The 15,589-nt window shown below is 69.6% G+C and carries 14 protein-coding genes; 5 read left to right on the top strand and 9 right to left on the bottom strand.

What is annotated here, in order from left to right:
* Window positions 1-29: 29 nt before the first annotated feature.
* The 3 genes from ABT114_RS34805 (at window position 30) to ABT114_RS34795 (ending at window position 3,823) form a co-directional block, all read left to right on the top strand.
* Window positions 30-1,010, top strand: a complete 981-nt coding sequence (locus ABT114_RS34805; RefSeq protein WP_351146931.1) for a glycosyltransferase family 2 protein — start codon at window positions 30-32, stop codon at window positions 1,008-1,010.
* The gene (locus tag ABT114_RS34800; protein ID WP_351146930.1) at window positions 1,010-2,356 is read left to right on the top strand and encodes a polysialyltransferase family glycosyltransferase; all 1,347 of its coding nucleotides are present in this window, start codon (window positions 1,010-1,012) and stop codon (window positions 2,354-2,356) included. Before ABT114_RS34805 ends, ABT114_RS34800 begins: the two co-directional genes overlap by 1 nt.
* Before the next feature lie 294 nt (window positions 2,357-2,650).
* Window positions 2,651-3,823 (top strand): acyltransferase family protein, encoded by a 1,173-nt coding sequence (locus ABT114_RS34795; protein ID WP_351146929.1) that lies wholly within the window; start codon window positions 2,651-2,653, stop codon window positions 3,821-3,823.
* Between the two features lie 86 nt (window positions 3,824-3,909).
* On the opposite strand, the gene ABT114_RS34790 is transcribed toward ABT114_RS34795, so the two are convergent.
* A complete protein-coding gene (locus ABT114_RS34790; RefSeq protein ID WP_351146928.1) occupies window positions 3,910-5,259 on the bottom strand; it encodes a polysialyltransferase family glycosyltransferase in 1,350 nt (449 codons plus the stop codon).
* Window positions 5,256-6,239: a glycosyltransferase family 2 protein gene (locus ABT114_RS34785; protein WP_351146927.1), complete on the bottom strand. Its 984-nt coding sequence runs from the start codon at window positions 6,237-6,239 to the stop codon at window positions 5,256-5,258. Before ABT114_RS34785 ends, ABT114_RS34790 begins: the two co-directional genes overlap by 4 nt.
* Before the next feature lie 163 nt (window positions 6,240-6,402).
* Here ABT114_RS34785 and ABT114_RS34780 point away from each other — a divergent pair, with 163 nt between their 5' ends.
* Window positions 6,403-8,136 carry a hypothetical protein gene (locus ABT114_RS34780; protein ID WP_351146926.1) on the top strand — a complete coding sequence of 578 codons (1,734 nt, stop codon included), beginning with the start codon at window positions 6,403-6,405 and terminating at the stop codon, window positions 8,134-8,136.
* 107 nt (window positions 8,137-8,243) lie between these two features.
* Here ABT114_RS34780 and ABT114_RS34775 read toward each other — a convergent pair whose 3' ends face one another.
* The 4 genes from ABT114_RS34775 to ABT114_RS34760 form a co-directional block, all read right to left on the bottom strand.
* The gene (locus ABT114_RS34775; RefSeq protein ID WP_351146925.1) at window positions 8,244-9,512 is read right to left on the bottom strand and encodes an NAD(P)/FAD-dependent oxidoreductase; all 1,269 of its coding nucleotides are present in this window, start codon (window positions 9,510-9,512) and stop codon (window positions 8,244-8,246) included.
* A complete protein-coding gene (locus ABT114_RS34770) occupies window positions 9,509-9,919 on the bottom strand; it encodes a GtrA family protein (protein ID WP_351146924.1) in 411 nt (136 codons plus the stop codon). Before ABT114_RS34770 ends, ABT114_RS34775 begins: the two co-directional genes overlap by 4 nt.
* Window positions 9,909-10,907: a glycosyltransferase family 2 protein gene (locus ABT114_RS34765; protein WP_351146923.1), complete on the bottom strand. Its 999-nt coding sequence runs from the start codon at window positions 10,905-10,907 to the stop codon at window positions 9,909-9,911. The genes ABT114_RS34770 and ABT114_RS34765 overlap by 11 nt, the downstream gene beginning before the upstream one ends.
* 142 nt (window positions 10,908-11,049) lie before the next feature.
* Window positions 11,050-11,700, bottom strand: coding sequence for a TetR/AcrR family transcriptional regulator C-terminal domain-containing protein (locus ABT114_RS34760; RefSeq protein WP_351146922.1), 651 nt, complete (start codon window positions 11,698-11,700; stop codon window positions 11,050-11,052).
* Window positions 11,701-11,771: 71 nt separating this feature from the next.
* Here ABT114_RS34760 and ABT114_RS34755 point away from each other — a divergent pair, with 71 nt between their 5' ends.
* Window positions 11,772-13,127 (top strand): FAD-dependent monooxygenase, encoded by a 1,356-nt coding sequence (locus ABT114_RS34755; protein ID WP_351146921.1) that lies wholly within the window; start codon window positions 11,772-11,774, stop codon window positions 13,125-13,127.
* A gap of 34 nt (window positions 13,128-13,161) precedes the next feature.
* On the opposite strand, the gene leuE is transcribed toward ABT114_RS34755, so the two are convergent.
* The 3 genes from leuE to ABT114_RS34740 all read right to left on the bottom strand — a co-directional run.
* Window positions 13,162-13,818, bottom strand: a complete 657-nt coding sequence (gene leuE, locus ABT114_RS34750) for a leucine efflux protein LeuE (protein WP_351146920.1) — start codon at window positions 13,816-13,818, stop codon at window positions 13,162-13,164.
* A 50-nt stretch (window positions 13,819-13,868) separates the two neighbouring features.
* Complete coding sequence (locus ABT114_RS34745) at window positions 13,869-14,447, bottom strand: Uma2 family endonuclease (RefSeq protein ID WP_351146919.1); 579 nt, start codon at window positions 14,445-14,447, stop codon at window positions 13,869-13,871.
* Between the two features lie 92 nt (window positions 14,448-14,539).
* The coding region (locus ABT114_RS34740) for an acyl-CoA mutase large subunit family protein (protein WP_351146918.1) at window positions 14,540-15,589 on the bottom strand (1,050 nt) is incomplete at its 5' end.

Here is a 15,589-nt window from a genome sequence, read left to right as displayed (position 1 = left end):
GTGACGGACGGCCCTCTAACGTCGGTCGGGTGGTCAAGCTCTCCGTCATCGTGCCGTTCTACAACGTGCAGCAATACGCGCCGGACACTCTCAAAAGCCTGCGGGCGAACACTCGTGACGACTTCGAATTCATTCTCGTCGACGACTGTTCGCGCGACGGGACCCCGGACATTCTCGCGCGCGCGGAGCGCGAGTTGCCCGGCGCGGTGCTCGTCAGACACGAGCAGAACGGAGGCCTGGCGACCGCGCGCAACACCGGGATCGACCGCGCACGCGGCGAATACCTGACGTTCCTGGACGGCGACGACTGGCTCGCCCCCGGCTACTACGACCAGCTGGTCGGCGCCATGGACGAGTTGGGCTGCGACTTCCTGCGTACCGACCATGTGCAGTGCACCGGGCGGGCGCGCGCGGTGCACCGGGTCCCGCACGGCCGGCGGGGCGTGGTGATGAAGCCACGCGAGGCGATCCTGCCCGCGGACCGGTCCACGTCGGTCGACTACGCGTACGCATGGGCGGGCATCTACCACCGCCGGCTCGTCGACCAGGGACTGCTGCACTTCACCCACGGGCTGCGCACGGCCGAGGACCGGCCGTGGATCTGGAAACTGCACCGGGAGGCGGAGTCCTTCGCCGCCGTGAGTCTGCTGGGCGTCTTCTACCGGCGCGGGGTGGCTTCCTCGCTCACGCAGATCGGGGATGTCCGGCAACTGGATTTCATTCGCGCGTTCGATCAGGTAATCGAGGAAACGGCGCTTGACCCCGATGCGGACAAGCTGCTGCCGAAAGCAGTGCGCACCTACTGCGCGATCATGGCTCATCATCTCGGATCAATCGAGAGGTTCGAACCCGCCGTGGCTCGAAAATTGCGCTCCCTGAGCTCCGCCGCCCTGAAGCGAATGCCGCAGGACGTGCTCGCGGAAGTGATGGACACGATGGACTCGCAGCGGGCGAGCCGGCTGCGGCGGCTGCGCCGCAGGCCCGTGTCCGCCCGGACGGTGGCCGCCTGATGCCCCGCACCACCCGGATCTTCTGCGCGTCCACCCTGTACGGTGCCGCGACCCTGGCCGCCGCACTGGACGCCGGACTGTTCGAGCCGACCGACCGGCGGCTGCTGCTCGTCACCAACAACGCGGCCAATCCCGAGACGACGCCCGCCGTCGACGCGATGCCGGGTTTCGCGCGGATCGGTGAGCGCTTCGACGAGGTGCTGTCCTGGAACGAGACCATCGCGCCGTTCCATCCAAGCGGCTGGAGCCCGCGGGGCGACGACATCCCCATGTGGGAGCGGTACGTACGGCTGCTGTGGGGACTCGGCGACGACGAGGTCCACCTGGCCGTCGAGTCCGTGCAGGTCAATCCGTCGCTGGCACTGTGCCAGCTGTTCACCGGCGCTCCCGTCGATGTCTACGCGGACGGCCTCATAAGCTATGGCCCCACTCGCGACAAGATCGATCCGCTGGTCGGCACCCGTATCGGGCGGCTGCTGCACCTCGATCTCGTACCGGGCCTGACCCCGCTGCTGCTCACCGAGTTCGACGTCACGCCCGAACTGGTGCCGGGCGAGGCGTTCCTGAAGGTGCTGGGCGAACTCGCCGAGAGCGAGGCCGAGAGCGAGTTGCCGGTGTTCGATGAGCAACCGGCGCTGCTCCTGGGCCAGTACCTCTCCGCGCTCGACATCCTCAGCGACGCCGAGGAGGAGGAGCTGCACCTGAGCATGGTGCGCGGCGCCGTGGCGCTCGGGCACCGCCGGCTCGTCTTCAAGCCGCACCCGGTCGCGCCCGCGCGCTGGTCGCGGCTGCTGGAGGACGAGGCGGCCCGGCTCGGCGCCGAACTCACCCTGCTTGACCGGCCCGTGCTCGCCGAGGTGGTGTTCCAGCGGATGCGGCCCGCGCTCGCCGTGGGCTGCTTCTCCACCGCGCTGCTCACGGCGGCCGGCCTCTACGGCATCCCGGTCGCCCGCGTCGGGACCGACACCGTGCTGGCCCGGCTCACGCCCTACCAGAACAGCAACCGCGTGCCGGTGACCATCGTCGCGGCGCTGCTGCCCGACCTCGCCGACCGGGCGGCGGTGGAGGGGTGGGCGATGCCGACGCGGGAGCAGGTGGAGCAACTGGCGGCGCTGCTCAAGGCGGTGGGATTCGCCATGCAGCCCAAGATCTACCCCGGGCTGCGCGGCGCGGCCGAGGACTACCTCTCCCGCCATCTGAACCCGCACACCTGGCGCTACTTCAAGCGCCGCCGCCTGACCGCGCTGGCGCTGCCGGGCGCCGTACCCGCGCAGCTCTCCTTCATCCCGCGCAACGCGACCGTGCGCCGTCTCGCACGGCGGGCCAGGGCGCTGTCACGCCGCTGAGCGCTCCGCTGGAAGCGCGGTGACGATCCTGCGGGCCGGTGGGGGCTGGTCGCGCCCACGCGGCGGAGCCGCATATCGACACAGCCCCGCGCGTCACCCCCGTTCCCCCACAGGGCCGGGGGCGGCGCGCGTTTCCCGTAACCCTGGCGTCAACCTGACGCAAACTCATTCATCTGAGCGACATTTGTGCGACGCCTGGGTGTCAACGCTGAATCCCCTGTCATCCGTCGGAGGTTCGTAACGTCCCGTCGTTGACAAACGACTGATCACGACTCCGCCGAGAAAGGCCCCTGGATGAACGCGGCTGACCAGGCCCTGGCACCGACGAGCCCGGCCCCGGCGCCCACCGTGCGGGTACAGGTCTCCGAGAAGCCTGCCGCCTCCGCACCCCGTCCGCGCGCCGCGGACCGGCTGCGCGCCCTGGACGGACTGCGGTTGCTGGCCGCGCTGATGGTCTGCATGTACCACTTCGCCGGGAAGAACGGCGAGGTCGCCGAGTCCTGGCACCAGTCGCCCGGGGACATGTTTCCGACGCTGTCCCGGGTCGCGACCTACGGCAGTCTGGGCGTGCAGTTCTTCTTCGTCATCAGCGGCTTCGTGATCTGCATGAGCAGCTGGGGCCGCACGATGGGCGCCTTCTTCCGCTCCCGGGTCTCCCGCCTGTATCCGGCGTACTGGGTGGCGATCGTCCTGATCACGGCGGCGGCGTACATCATGCCCGTCGTCGTGCGACCGCTGCGGTCCGACGAGCTTCTGCTCAACCTCACCATGCTCCAGCAGCCGATGGGCGCGCACCGGGTCCTGGGCGTGGACTGGACGCTCTGGGTCGAGGTGCGCTTCTACGCGCTGTTCGCCCTGTGTGTGGTCTGGCGGGGCGTCACCTACCAGCGGGTGGTGCTCTTCTGCTGCCTGTGGACCACGGCCGGCGTCTTCGCCCGGGTCGCCGACACCCCGCTGACCGACGAGCTGGTGATGCGCGACCACGCGCCCTTCTTCATCGGCGGACTGGCGCTGTACCTGATCCACCGCTTCGGCAGCAACATGCTGCTGTGGGGCTTGGTCGTCATGTCGTTCCTGCTGGGCCAGCGCTACTCGGTGACCGCCCTGTGGCACCCGGGCCCGCAGGGCGACTTCCACCGCAACCCGCAGGTCATCCAGGTGATCGTCTTCCTCGCCTTCGCCACGGTCGCGGTGGTGGCGCTGGGGTGGACCCGCTGGGCGAACTGGCGCTGGCTGACGGTCGCGGGGGCGCTGACGTACCCCTTCTACCTGGTGCACGAACACCTGGGCTGGTTCTTCATCCGGGTGCTGTACCGGGGCTACGGCCTGCCCCCCTACGCGACGATCGTCGTCAGCGTGCTCAGCCTGCTGCTGATCGCCTGGCTGATCCACCGGCTCGTGGAGAAGCCGTTCGGACCGCGGCTGAAGCGGGCACTGGCGGTACGGCGGCCGCAGCTGGGTGGGTAAGGGCGAGTTCCCCGCCCCCGCCCGACGGGCTGCGGAAAGGGCCGGGCCCCGTCCCTGGAGGACGGGGTCCGGCCCTTTCTGCCGTGTCAGGACTGGGCGGCCCGGATCCGCCGTACGACCCTGCGCACCGTCGGGTTGCGGCGCAGAGCCTCCGCGCGGACCGGGCTGCCGCCGGGGAGGCGGAGCGTGGTCAGGCGGCGCTTCTTGAAGTAGCGGTCGTGCTCGGCGAGATGGGCGGTGAGCCAGGCGGCCGCCTCGTCGTGCAGGGCCGGGTACTTGCGGAACTGCATGCAGTACCCGACGGTGCGCACCAGGGGCGCGAGGCGCTCGCTCAGCGCGGCCGGCTCGAGCGGGACGCCGAGGGTCTCGTGCTCCGCGTCGGGCAGGGCCGCGTCGATGATGGTGAGCGGGATGCGGTTGCTGTTCTCGTACGGCGTGATGCGTTCGAGGAGGAGGTCCGTGCCGACGCGGGCGACGGGGATGCCGTAGAAGGCGGCGGCCGTCATCAGGGCCGTGGAGAAGCAGCCGATGACGAGGTCCGGCTTCAGGTTCGCGAAGACGGTCTCGGCGAGGACGGGGTCGCTGAGGACGGCGAGCCGCACTCCGAGCTCCCCGGCCACCGCCTCCAGGGACCTGCTGTAGACGGCGGGCGCGCTGGGGTGCGGCTTGAACAGGACGCTGTCGTGGCCGGCCCGGGCGGCGGCGCGCAGCATGCGGATGTGCAGCTGCTCTTCCTCGTCCTGGGTGATGAGGTCGATCGCGGAGAGGTACTGGCCGAGCAGCACGGCCGTGGGCCGGTCACCGTCGGGCAGCCGCTCGGCGAGGATCCCGGCGCCGTCCTCACCTATCTGGGCGAGTACGTCGACGATGGCCGCGTTGGGTATCGGCTCGGGCTCGACGCCGTACTCGGACAGGAGCATCGGGCGCAGTCCGGGTATGAGGTCGAGGTGGAGCACCCGGGCGATGCGGCTGTTCATGCCGTGCGGGATGCGGTTGCGGGTGGGGCCGTAGCTCATCAGGCCGTCCGCGTACACGTGGATGGGGCTGTCCGCGAAGATCTCGGCGACCGCCCGGGAGGGGTTGGCCTGGATGGACTCGCAGGCGATCTCGACGGTTTCGTCGCCGAGGTCCCAGGCGAGGCGTACGGCCTTCTCCCACAGCTGGGCGTCCTGGGCGCGGGGCGACCAGCCGGCCGGGTGGTGCGGGGAGATGAACTCGTTCCACGAGCGCACCTCGTCGAACTCGGGGCGCAGCTTCTCGAATCCGGCCATCCGGTCCAGCGGGGTGCCGACCTCGGGCACGGCGGCGGTGTTGCTGACGACGAGGATGCGGCGGTGGGCGGCGCGCGGGCCGAAGAGACCGGCGCGGATGGCCGCGGTGACGGTGGCGGCGGCGTACTGCGTGGCCGAGAAGAAGATCTGTGTCGTGCCGCTCATGCCGCGATTCCCTTCATGCCGCCGCGTATGCGTCGCAGCGTGTGCACGCGCTCCTCGCCCATCCCGACGAGTGCCTCGTTGAGTTCGTCCTCCGTCATCCGGCCGAGTGCCTCGGCCGCGAGTTGCCGCAGCTTGGCGTGCACGCGGCGCTCGAACCGGCCGCGGTCGAGGAGTTGGTGGGCGATGACGACGCAGTAGTTGCGCAGCGCCTTCTTGCGCAGCCCGGCCGCCTCGGGGTCGCCGTCGAGTTCGGCGAGGACGAGGTCGAAGGAGCGGAAGAAGTCCAGCTGACGCACGTCACCGATCTGGGTCAGCGAACTCGAGATGCCACGCCGGTAGAAGACTCCGCGCAGGCTGGCGACGGCGTAGGACTCGGCTCTGCGGTGCAGTTCCCAGATCCAGGGGCGGTCCTCGGCGGTGCGCAGTCCGTCGTGGAAGCGCAGCAGACCGCGGTCGAGCAGTCGGCGGTGGTAGATGCCTGCCCAGGCGTACGGGTAGTCGACCATCGTCGTGTCGTCGACGGGGAGGATGGACGTACGGGGGTCGAGCGGGGTGTGCCGGCGGCCTTCGGGGGCCCGGTGGATCTGGCGTTCGAGGCCGAAGACCTGGACGTGGTCGGTGCGCACGAAGTCGACGTCGTGGCGTTCGATGTGGTCCACCAGGTCGGCCAGATAGCCGGGGGCCAGCCAGTCGTCGCCGTCCAGGAAAGTGAGGTAGCGGCCCTCGGACGCGTCGATGCCGGTGTTGCGCGCGGTGGCCAGTCCGCCGTTCTTTTCGTGCCGGATCACCCTGCTCCGTTTGAATCTCTTCGTCAGCGCGAGGAGGGCTTCATAGGTCTGGTCCTTGGTCGACCGGTCCTCGACGAAGATGAACTCGAAATCGTCCCGCGCGTTGTTGGCCAGGCCGGCCACGGTTTCTGGGACGTACGTCTCGATATTGAAGCAGGGGACGATGACGGACAGGGTGGGTTGGTTGGCCACGTGTGCACACCTGGATTCTCAGCGGAAAGTCAAGCGATCGTAAGAAATGAAGATCTACATTCGCGTGTCCCGTCATCAACATTCAGGTGAACTCGATGTGACAACCCCCCGCCTCATTCGACAGCCCCGTATTCCGGCAGAACACGGTGCTAGGTTCGCGCACGTGACCGATATATCCACCTCGACTCCACCCGCCGCACAGCGCGGGCCGAGTCCGCGAAGACCGGCCTCCCGCCGACTGCGCCTCACCTCTCCCGCGGGGTGGACCACCGCCATCACCGCCGCCGGGCTGCTGATCTACACGACGCTCACCGCCGGCGTCTTTCTCGACCTCCGCTATGTGCTCGCCGCCCTGCGCACGACGGGGAAAAGCGGCCTGTCCCCCTCCGAGGTCTTCGTCCACCGGCCTTTCTTCTACCGCTGGTTGATCGCCGCCCTGGACTCCGTCACCGTCGGATCGAACGCGGTGCGTGAAGCCACCCTGCGGCTCATCGGCGTCGCCCTGTGCGCGGCCCTCGGTGTTCTGCTGCACCGGGCCCTGCGCCGCCGTATGCCCGAGCGGGACGCGCTGCTCGTCGCGGGCCTGACCGCCCTCGCGCTGGCCTTCGCGCCCGTCATCGACTACTTGCAGCCGGAGTGGTTCGCGATCGTCTTCGCGACGCTCGCCGTCGCCGCCGCGCTCGGCCTTGGCAACCGCTGGCAGGCCGCCGCGCTCGGCGCGCTGCCGCTCGGTCTCACCGTTCTGATGAAGTACTCCACCGCGGGCACCGCCGCGATGGCGCTCGTCGTCGTCTTCGCCGTGGACCGCGTACGCGCCCTGCTGCTGGCCGCCGCGTCCGCCGTCGCCACCGGCCTGCTGTTCGCGGTCAGCGCCTGGTCGGGCTCGCGCGAGCTGCAGTGGCTGCGCGACATGCCGCACATCAACGCGCACGCATGGGGCAAGGATCCGCTCGTCGTCTCCGACCTGGCGCAGCGGACCGCCGACTACCTGGGCGACCGGATCGCGCTCACGCCGGTCCTCGCGCTGCTGCCCGGGGCGCTGCTGCTGTTCGCCGCCACCCTCCCGTCGCGCCGGCAGCGCGTCGAGGCCGTGCTCGGCACCCTGCTGCTCCTCGTCATCGGCCTGGCCGTCGTGATCTACCAGGGCAACTGGTTCGCGTACCACGGCGAGAGCCTGGTGGCGGTGGCCGCGGCCCTGACCGGCCTCGCGATCGGCCGCTGGTACGGACGGCACGGCAGGCCCCCGCTGTGTCTCACCGTGCTCGCCGTGCTGTACGGGGTGGGGACCCCGCTGCTCGCCCACGTCCGCGCGGACGTCGACGTGGACGTGCTCGCGTGGCTCGCCTCGGCCGCGGCCCTTCTCGCCGGCGCGGTGGACCTGCTGCGGGTGCGGGCACCGCGTCCGCGCGCCGCGCGCATTCCGGTGGCGCTGCCCGTCCTCGCGCTCGTGGTGTGCCTGGCCGCGACCGTGTGGCCCACGTCCGGGGTCCGGGTGATCCTCGGGCGCATCGTCACGACCAACGCCGAGCTCAAGGTGCAGGCGCAGGCGGCGGAGGCCGCCGCCGAGCAGGTGAAGGCCGAACTCCCGGACGGGGTACCGGTCCTGTACCTGACCTTCGGCCAGCAGGCGTACTACATCGACCACCCGACTGCCTGCCGGTACCCCTTCCCCACCTTCTTCAACGTGCCCAAGCAGCTCACCGACGTCCCCTCGCTCACGTCGACCCGGGAGAACGTGCGCTGCATCACGCAGGACCACCCGGCCGCGTACGCCGTGTACCAGCCCAGCTGGCTGTCGCTGGGCGTGATCGACCCGCGTATCGCCGCCGACATCCGCCGTACGTACGACTGCCCCAAGCCGGAGGGGCGGCAGCTCGTGGTGTGCACGCTGCGCTGAGACGCGTACGGCTCGTGCGACGGCTCACGGCTCACGGCTCACGGCTCACGGCTCATGCGAAGGCCCCGGCGGTGAATTCCGCCGGGGCCGACTCGTCTCTGCGTCGGTCAGACCGCGCCCGCGATCCGGGCCGCCTTGTGGCCCAGCTCCACCGAGTAGCTCTGCCCACGGTCCTGCGGGTAGATCTGCGACATCGTCGCGAGCGTCACCCGGCTGAGGTGGGTCCGGTGACCAGGGATCAGCGCCTTGTACTCGGGCGTGACCACGGGCTGGGCGAAGGGCGCCCGGGAGAAGTGCCAGTCCTGGATCCAGGAGCGGTCGAACTCCGGGTTCAGCCGCCGGAGATACGGCAGGTACCGCTCCAGCAGCTCGGCCGGGTCGGTGGTGAAGCGCCAGTCGTCCCGCTCGACGTAGTTGCCCACGTAGAGGATGTGACGGCCGCCGTACTGGGCGCGGTCGATCATCTGCGTGTGCTCGACGACCGCGAGGAACGGGAAGTCGGGCTCGTTGATGTTGAGCCAGTAGTACGGGATCGCGCTGCGGTCCAGCTCCAGGACGAAGCAGGTCGCGCCCAGGTACTGGTTGCGCCAGACGGCGTCGTCGGCCGGCACGTCGGCGGCCTTGGCGAAGGCGGGCTGCGGAGTGGTGACGATCAGCTGGTCGAAGGTGTACGAGGCGCCGTCGGCGGTGCGCACGGTGACCGGCCCGTCCTCGCCGTCCTGGCGTATCGTCTCCATCCGCTTGCCGAACTCGACCTTGCCGCCGCGCTCGGCGATCCGGTCGCGCAGCGTCGCGTACACGCGCTCGAACCCGCCGTCCAGATAGCCCAGTTCGAAGGTGCGGCAGTGCACCCGCGCCCACAGCCAGGCCATGGACACCTGGTCGGCGCGGTCGCCGAACTTCCCGCGCAGCAGCGGCTCCCAGACGGCCTCGGTGGCCCGCCGCCCGGCCCATTTGCGCACCCAGCTCAGGGCGGTGCGGTCGTTGAACTTCTCCCCGTCGCGCACCACCTTCAGCCACGCCGACGACAGCCCGAAGCGGATCCCGGCGGGCAGGCCGTACAGCGGGGAGCTCAGCATCTCCAGCGGCGTGCTGAAGGGGTGCATCCGCCCGCCCCGGAACACACCGGTGGTGGTCTTGTGGAAGCGCAGGTCGCCGCCCAGGCCCAGCTCCTCGATGAGCTCGATCATCTGGCGGTCGCTGCGGAAGATGTGGTGGTAGTAGCGCTCCAGCGGCACTCCCCCGACGGGGATCGACGCGGCGAGCCCGCCCAGTTCGTCGGCGCCCTCCAGGACAGTGACCGCGTGGCCCTGCTTGACCGCGTCGTACGCGGCGGTGAGGCCGGTCGCGCCCGCGCCGATGACGCCGAGATTCATGCGAAACTCCACTTTCTGTTGAGCGCGAACTGGAGGGCCAGCACCAGCGGCAGCGAGCCGGCCTTCACAAGGTTCGGGTCGATGCCGAGCCCTCGGGAGAACCCCGCGAGCAGCACGAACGTCAGGGCGATACCGGTCAGACCGACGGCGTAGAAGCGCAGATAGCGCATCAGCAGACGATCACGCTTGTCGAAGGTGAACAGGGCGTTCAGGACGAAGTTGTTGGTGATGCCGAGGCTGGTGGAGAGCACGTTGGCCACCTGCTCGTTCATCCCGGCCACGTTGTAGAGCAGCAGGAACGCACCCATGTCGAGCAGGACTCCGCTGCCGCCGACCAGCGCGTACGCGATCAGCTGCCGGAGGTCACGGGTGCGGGTCCGCGTGCCCTCCAAGGTGTCAGTCGCCATGGCGGGTGCCGTCGGTGCCGTCGGCACCGGCTTCCGCGTCGTGCGCGATGACCTCCCGCACGGTGTACAGGGGCCGGCCCTGCACCTCGTTGTAGGTACGCCCGATGTAGCTGCCCAGCACGCCGAGCGACAGCATCTGCACACCGCCGAGGAACAGGACGACCACCATCAGCATCGTCCAGCCGGAGACCGTGATCTCCGGCCGCAGCACCTTCATGGCGAGCGCGTAGCAGATGCCGATGAGTGAGAGCACGAGCACCGCGAAGCCCAGCTTGGTGATCATCCGCAGGGGTGCGGTGGAGAAGCCGGTCAGCCCGTCGATGGCGAGGCGCGCCATCTTGCGCAGCGGGTACTTGGTCTCTCCGGCGAACCGCTCGTCGCGGTCGAAGTGCACCTCGCTCTGCCGGAAGCCCATCGAGGCGACCATGCCGCGCACGAACCGGCTCCGCTCTCGGAAGCGCCGCAGCTCGTCGGCGGCGCGTCGGTCCATGAGCCGGAAGTCGCCGGTGTCCACCGGGATGTCCACCTCGGTGGAGGACCGCAGCAGACGGTAGAAGGCGTGCGCGGTGGTCCGCTTGAAGAGCGTGTCCTGCCGACTGCGCCGACGGGCGTGCACGATCTCCGCGCCCTCCCGCCAGGCGTCGATCAGCTGAAGGCTGACCTTCGGCGGATCCTGGAGGTCGGTGTCCATGACGATCACGGCGTCGCCGCGTGCCTCGTCGATACCGGCCGTGATGGCCATCTGGTGCCCGAAGTTGCGCGCGAAGTCGACGATCCGGACGCGCCGGTCGTTCTTCGCGATGTCTTCCAGGATGGGCAGCGTGCCATCGGCGGATCCGTCGTTGACGTACACCAACTCATAGGTGAACTCGGGGCGTCCACCCAGTGCCGTCACGAGTTCCTCGTGGAAGTGGCGGATCCCGTCCTGCTCGTTGAAGACGGGCAATACATATGAGACGAGCGCGGCGCCGCCGCGCTGGCGGGGCACGTGTGCCCCCTGCACCCGTCTGACTATGTCTGGCATTCGGCGAAAGTAGGGGCACGATATGAACCATCTGTGAACGTGCAATTAGCGTTGGGGGGTGGTGAGTTGACATACGCACGCCTGGCCGAATAACCGCCGAGGCGACCTATGCCCGCCCGTACCGCGCCTCAATCCCCGCGATCACCAACTCCAGCCCCTCCGCGAAATGCCGGTCATAGTCGGCGAATATCTCCGCGCCCGCCTTCGCCGTCAAGGGAAACGCGCTCATCAGCCGGGCTCGCTCCTCGACGTCGAATCCCTCGCGCCTCTCGTCGGGCAGCGGCTCGACGCCCTGCTCCTCGGTGACGAAGCCGATCGTGTACAGGTACGTCGTCGAGGTCGCGCGGACCGCCTCGGCGAGGGTGAAGCCGGCGGCCGTGAACAGACGCAGGCTGTCCTCCATCTGCTCGGCGTGCTCGATGCCGGTGAAGCGTGAGCCGCTGAAGACCTTCGCGCCGTCGCGGTAGCCGCGCAGCGCCCCGCGCAGCCCGTGGTTGGACTTGCGCAGCCGCTCCTGCCAGGTGTCGGCGGGATCGAGGGCGGTGCCGGCGACCATCCGCCGGTACATCTCGGTCGCCATCTCGTCCAGCAGCGCCTGCTTGTCCTTGAAGTGCCAGTACAGGGCGGGCGCCTTGACGTCCAACTCCTTGGCGATGGCACGCAGGGTCAGCCCGTCGAGGCCCACCTCGTTCAGGAGCCTGAGTGCGGTGTCCGCGACTCGCTTGCGGTCGAGGGGGGCTCGTCGTCCGGTACTCACACTTGACAGTTTAACGCCGTTAAGGCCACTCTCCCGGAGAAGGGAACTTAACAACGTTAAGGAGAGCGGTTGTGCAGCACACAGACGTACTGGACGTACTGATCGTCGGCGCGGGCCCCACCGGCCTGGCCCTCGGCATCGACCTGGCCCGGCGCGGAGTGGACGCGCTGGTGGTGGAGCGGGGCGAGACCCTCGCCCCCGGCTCCCGCGGCAAGGGCCTGCAGCCGCGCACGATGGAGGTCTACGAGGACCTCGGCGTCCTCGACGAGATCCTCGCCGCCGGGGGCGCGTACCCGGTGGGCATGATCTGGACGGACGGCAGGCAGACCGGTGAGTACCCGATGTTCGACCCGGCGGAGGACGGCGAGGAGGGCTCCCGGTTCACCGGCCCCTGGATGGTCCCGCAGTGGCGCAACCAGGAGATCCTGCGGGCCCGGCTGGAGCAGCTGGGCGGGTCGGTGGCCTTCGGCCGCGAGGTGGCGCGGATCGAACAGGACGCGGCGGGGGTGACGGCGCACTTCACCTCCGGCGAGACGGTCCGCGCCCGGTACGCCGTGGCCGCCGACGGGGGCCGCTCGGCGGTACGTCGGGCGCTGGGCATCGGGATGACGGGCGAGCTGCTCGACCCGAACCCGATGCTGGTGGCGGACATCCGGATCGCGGGCCTGGAGCGGACGTGGTGGCATGTCTTCCCGCCGAGCGGCGAGGGCTCGGACTTCCTGGCCCTCTGCCCGCTGGCAGGGACGGAGGACTTCCAGCTGGTGGCACGCTTCCCGGCGGGGACGGATCCGGATCTGTCGCCGGAGGGCATCCGCAAGCTGGTCGGCGACCGCACCCACCTCGCCCCCGAGGAGGTCACGGAGGTCGGCTGGGCGTCCGACTTCCGCCCGCGCGCCGCCTTGGCGGACCGCTTCCGCGAGGGACGGGTCTTCCTGGCCGGGGACGCGGCGCACATCCATTCCCCCGCCGGCGGCCAGGGCCTGAACACCAGCGTCCAGGACGCCTACAACCTGGGCTGGAAGCTGGGCGCGGTACTGGGCGGCCAGGCTCCCGAGGGGCTACTGGACACGTACGAGGAGGAACGGCGTCCGGTCGCTGCGGACGTACTCGGCCTCTCCACGGCCATCCACCGCGACGAGGCGAGGCGGGGCGCGGCGACCCGCCAACTGGGTCTGAACTACCGCCATTCCTCCCTCAGCGCGGAAACCCGCGAAACCCCGGGCCCCCTCCGCCCGGGCGACCGAGTCCCGGACCTGACGGTGGACGGAGTCCGCCTCTTCGACAGGCTGCGGGGCCCCGACTGGACGCTGCTGAGCCTGGAGGACGGCGTCTATCTGGTCCGCCCCGACGGCTACGTGGGCTGGGCGGGTCAGACCGGGGAGGGGCTGGCGGAATACGCGGCGCGGTACGCGATCCGGACGAGGTGAGGTGTGCCGCGCTCGCGGCGGTGCGCCGGAGCGTCTACGCGCTGGCCAGCGTCAACTTCACCGCGAAGCCGAGGAACAGCACGCCCGCCGCGGAGGTCGCCCACGCCGACAGTCGCTTGCGGCGGCGGAAGGCGGCGGCCAGCTTCGTGCCGCTGAATATCAGCGCGCTGAGGTAGAGGAAGCTGGCCAGCTGGGCGAAGGCACCGAGCACGACGAAGGAGAGCGCCGGGTAGGCGTACCCCGGGTCGACGAACTGCACGAAGAAGGCGACGAAGAAGAGGATCGCCTTCGGGTTGAAGAGGCTGACCACGAAGGCGCGGCGGTACGGCCGTTCCTCGACACCGGCGGCGGCGGCACCCGGGGCTTCGTCCACGGTCCGCTCCCGCCGCGTCCGCCACAGCCCCCACGCGGCCCGCAGCATCCCGACCGCCAGCCAGGTCAGGTATCCGGCACCGGCGTACTTCACGATCCCGAACAGCACGGCGTTGGCCTGCAGCAGCGAGGCGACGCCGGCCGCGGACAGCGTCATCAACACGGTGTCCCCGCACCAGACCCCGGCCGCGGCGGTGTACCCGGCGCGGATCCCGCGGCGAGCGGCAACGGAGAGGACGTACAGGGAGTTCGGTCCGGGGAGCAGGACGATCAGGACGAGGCCTGCCAGGTAGGTGGGGAGATCGATGATGCCGAGCATGAAAGGGAGTGTCGCATGCGGGTACGACACCCCACCTGCGGGTATCGCGATCAGTCACCGTCGAGGAGGGTGTCCACGGAGAGGTCGAGCGTGACGCCGACGGATTCCGGTACCGGGATGCTCTGGCCCCGCTTGTAGCGCTCGGGGGCGTCGTACTTTCCCTTGACCGGGTCCTGGTAGAGCAGCACCTCGTCGTGCTTGCGGTCGGCCACGATGTAGACGGGGACGCCTGCTTCGGCGTAGCACTCGACCTTGGGGCCGAGGTCGTCGGACCAATTCGAGGAGGTCACTTCCACTACAAGGCGGAAGACGTTCGGGGCGTAGCAGTTCTTCTGGACGAGGGCGTCGCGGAAGTCCTCGTCGACGACGGAGAAGTCGGGGATCGAGAAGTCGTCGGCCAGCGTGGGCAGCCACAGGCCGATGCCCTGGACATACCTGAGCCCAGCTTTCCGGGCACCCGCCCCTGCGAATGCTTCGACCAACCAAGTCAACGACAGCGCATGCGAGCCGTCCGGCGGCGGTGTCACAGTGAGCCTCCCCTGGAGAATCTCCACGCGGTGCCCAGGCAGTGCACGGGAGAGCAGGTCGGCGGCTTCGCCCAACGTCAGCTCGTGTTGCAGTACAGCCACGGCATCCTCCTTTTCAGGGGTCACTCTCCATGAGCGTAACCGGGGGCGGGTGAACTCCGGCCCTGATCACCCATTCGGACGAATCGCCCAGCTCAGAACGCGTCACTGGGCACGTAAGTCCCCCAAACTTCCCGGAGGGCATTGCACACCTCGCCCACCGTCGCCCGGGCCCGCAGGGCGTCCTTCATCGGGTACAGAACGTTGTCCGTGCCCTCGGCGGCCTTCTTCAGGTCGGCCAGGGCCGAGTCCACCGCTGTCTGGTCGCGTTCGGCGCGCAGCTTCGCGAGGCGTTCGGCCTGCTGGGCCTCGATGGCCGGGTCGACGCGCAGCGGCTCGTACGGCTCCTCCTCGTCGAGCTGGAAGCGGTTGACGCCGACGACCACACGGTCGCCCGCGTCCGTCTCCTGCGCGATGCGGTACGCGCTGCGCTCGATCTCATTCTTCTGGAAGCCGTGCTCGATGGCCGACACGGCGCCCCCGAGGTCCTCGACCTTGCCCATGAGCTCGACCGCCGCCGCCTCCACGTCGTCGGTCATCTTCTCGATGACGTACGAGCCCGCGAAGGGGTCGACGGTCGCGGTCACATCCGTCTCGTAGGCCAGCACCTGCTGCGTCCGCAGCGCCAGCCGCGCGCTCTTGTCCGTGGGCAGCGCGATGGCCTCGTCGAAGGAGTTCGTGTGCAGGGACTGCGTGCCGCCCAGCACGGCCGCGAGGCCCTGGACGGCGACGCGGACCAGGTTCACCTCCGGTTGCTGCGCGGTCAGCTGCACCCCGGCCGTCTGCGTGTGGAAGCGCAGCATCAGCGACTTCGGGTTCTTCGCGCCGAACTCCTCCCGCATCACCCTCGCCCAGATCCGGCGCGCGGCGCGGAACTTCGCCACCTCCTCCAGGATCGTCGTACGGGCCACGAAGAAGAAGGACAGCCGGGGTGCGAAGTCGTCGACGTCCATGCCGGCCGCGACCGCCGTACGGACGTACTCGATGCCGTCCGCGAGCGTGAACGCGATCTCCTGCGCCGGAGACGCACCCGCCTCGGCCATGTGGTAACCGGAGATCGAGATCGTGTTCCACTTCGGGATCTCGGCCCGGCAGTACTTGAAGATGTCCGCGATCAGACGCAGAGAGGGCTTCGGCGGGAAGAT

The organism is Streptomyces sp. NPDC002088 (assembly GCF_040296605.1).
GTDB lineage: Bacteria > Actinomycetota > Actinomycetes > Streptomycetales > Streptomycetaceae > Streptomyces.
This window is presented reverse-complemented; position numbering and strand designations above follow the sequence as displayed.

Bases quoted from the DNA above. Each gene is read 5' to 3' on its own strand.
- ABT114_RS34800 (WP_351146930.1), top strand. From the start codon at position 1,010: ATGCCCCGCACCACCCGGATCTTCTGCGCGTCCACCCTGTACGGTGCC.
- ABT114_RS34795 (WP_351146929.1), top strand. From the start codon at position 2,651: ATGAACGCGGCTGACCAGGCCCTGGCACCGACGAGCCCGGCCCCGGCG.
- ABT114_RS34790 (WP_351146928.1), bottom strand. From the start codon at position 5,259: ATGAGCGGCACGACACAGATCTTCTTCTCGGCCACGCAGTACGCCGCC.
- ABT114_RS34775 (WP_351146925.1), bottom strand. From the start codon at position 9,512: ATGAATCTCGGCGTCATCGGCGCGGGCGCGACCGGCCTCACCGCCGCG.
- ABT114_RS34770 (WP_351146924.1), bottom strand. From the start codon at position 9,919: ATGGCGACTGACACCTTGGAGGGCACGCGGACCCGCACCCGTGACCTC.
- leuE (WP_351146920.1), bottom strand. From the start codon at position 13,818: ATGCTCGGCATCATCGATCTCCCCACCTACCTGGCAGGCCTCGTCCTG.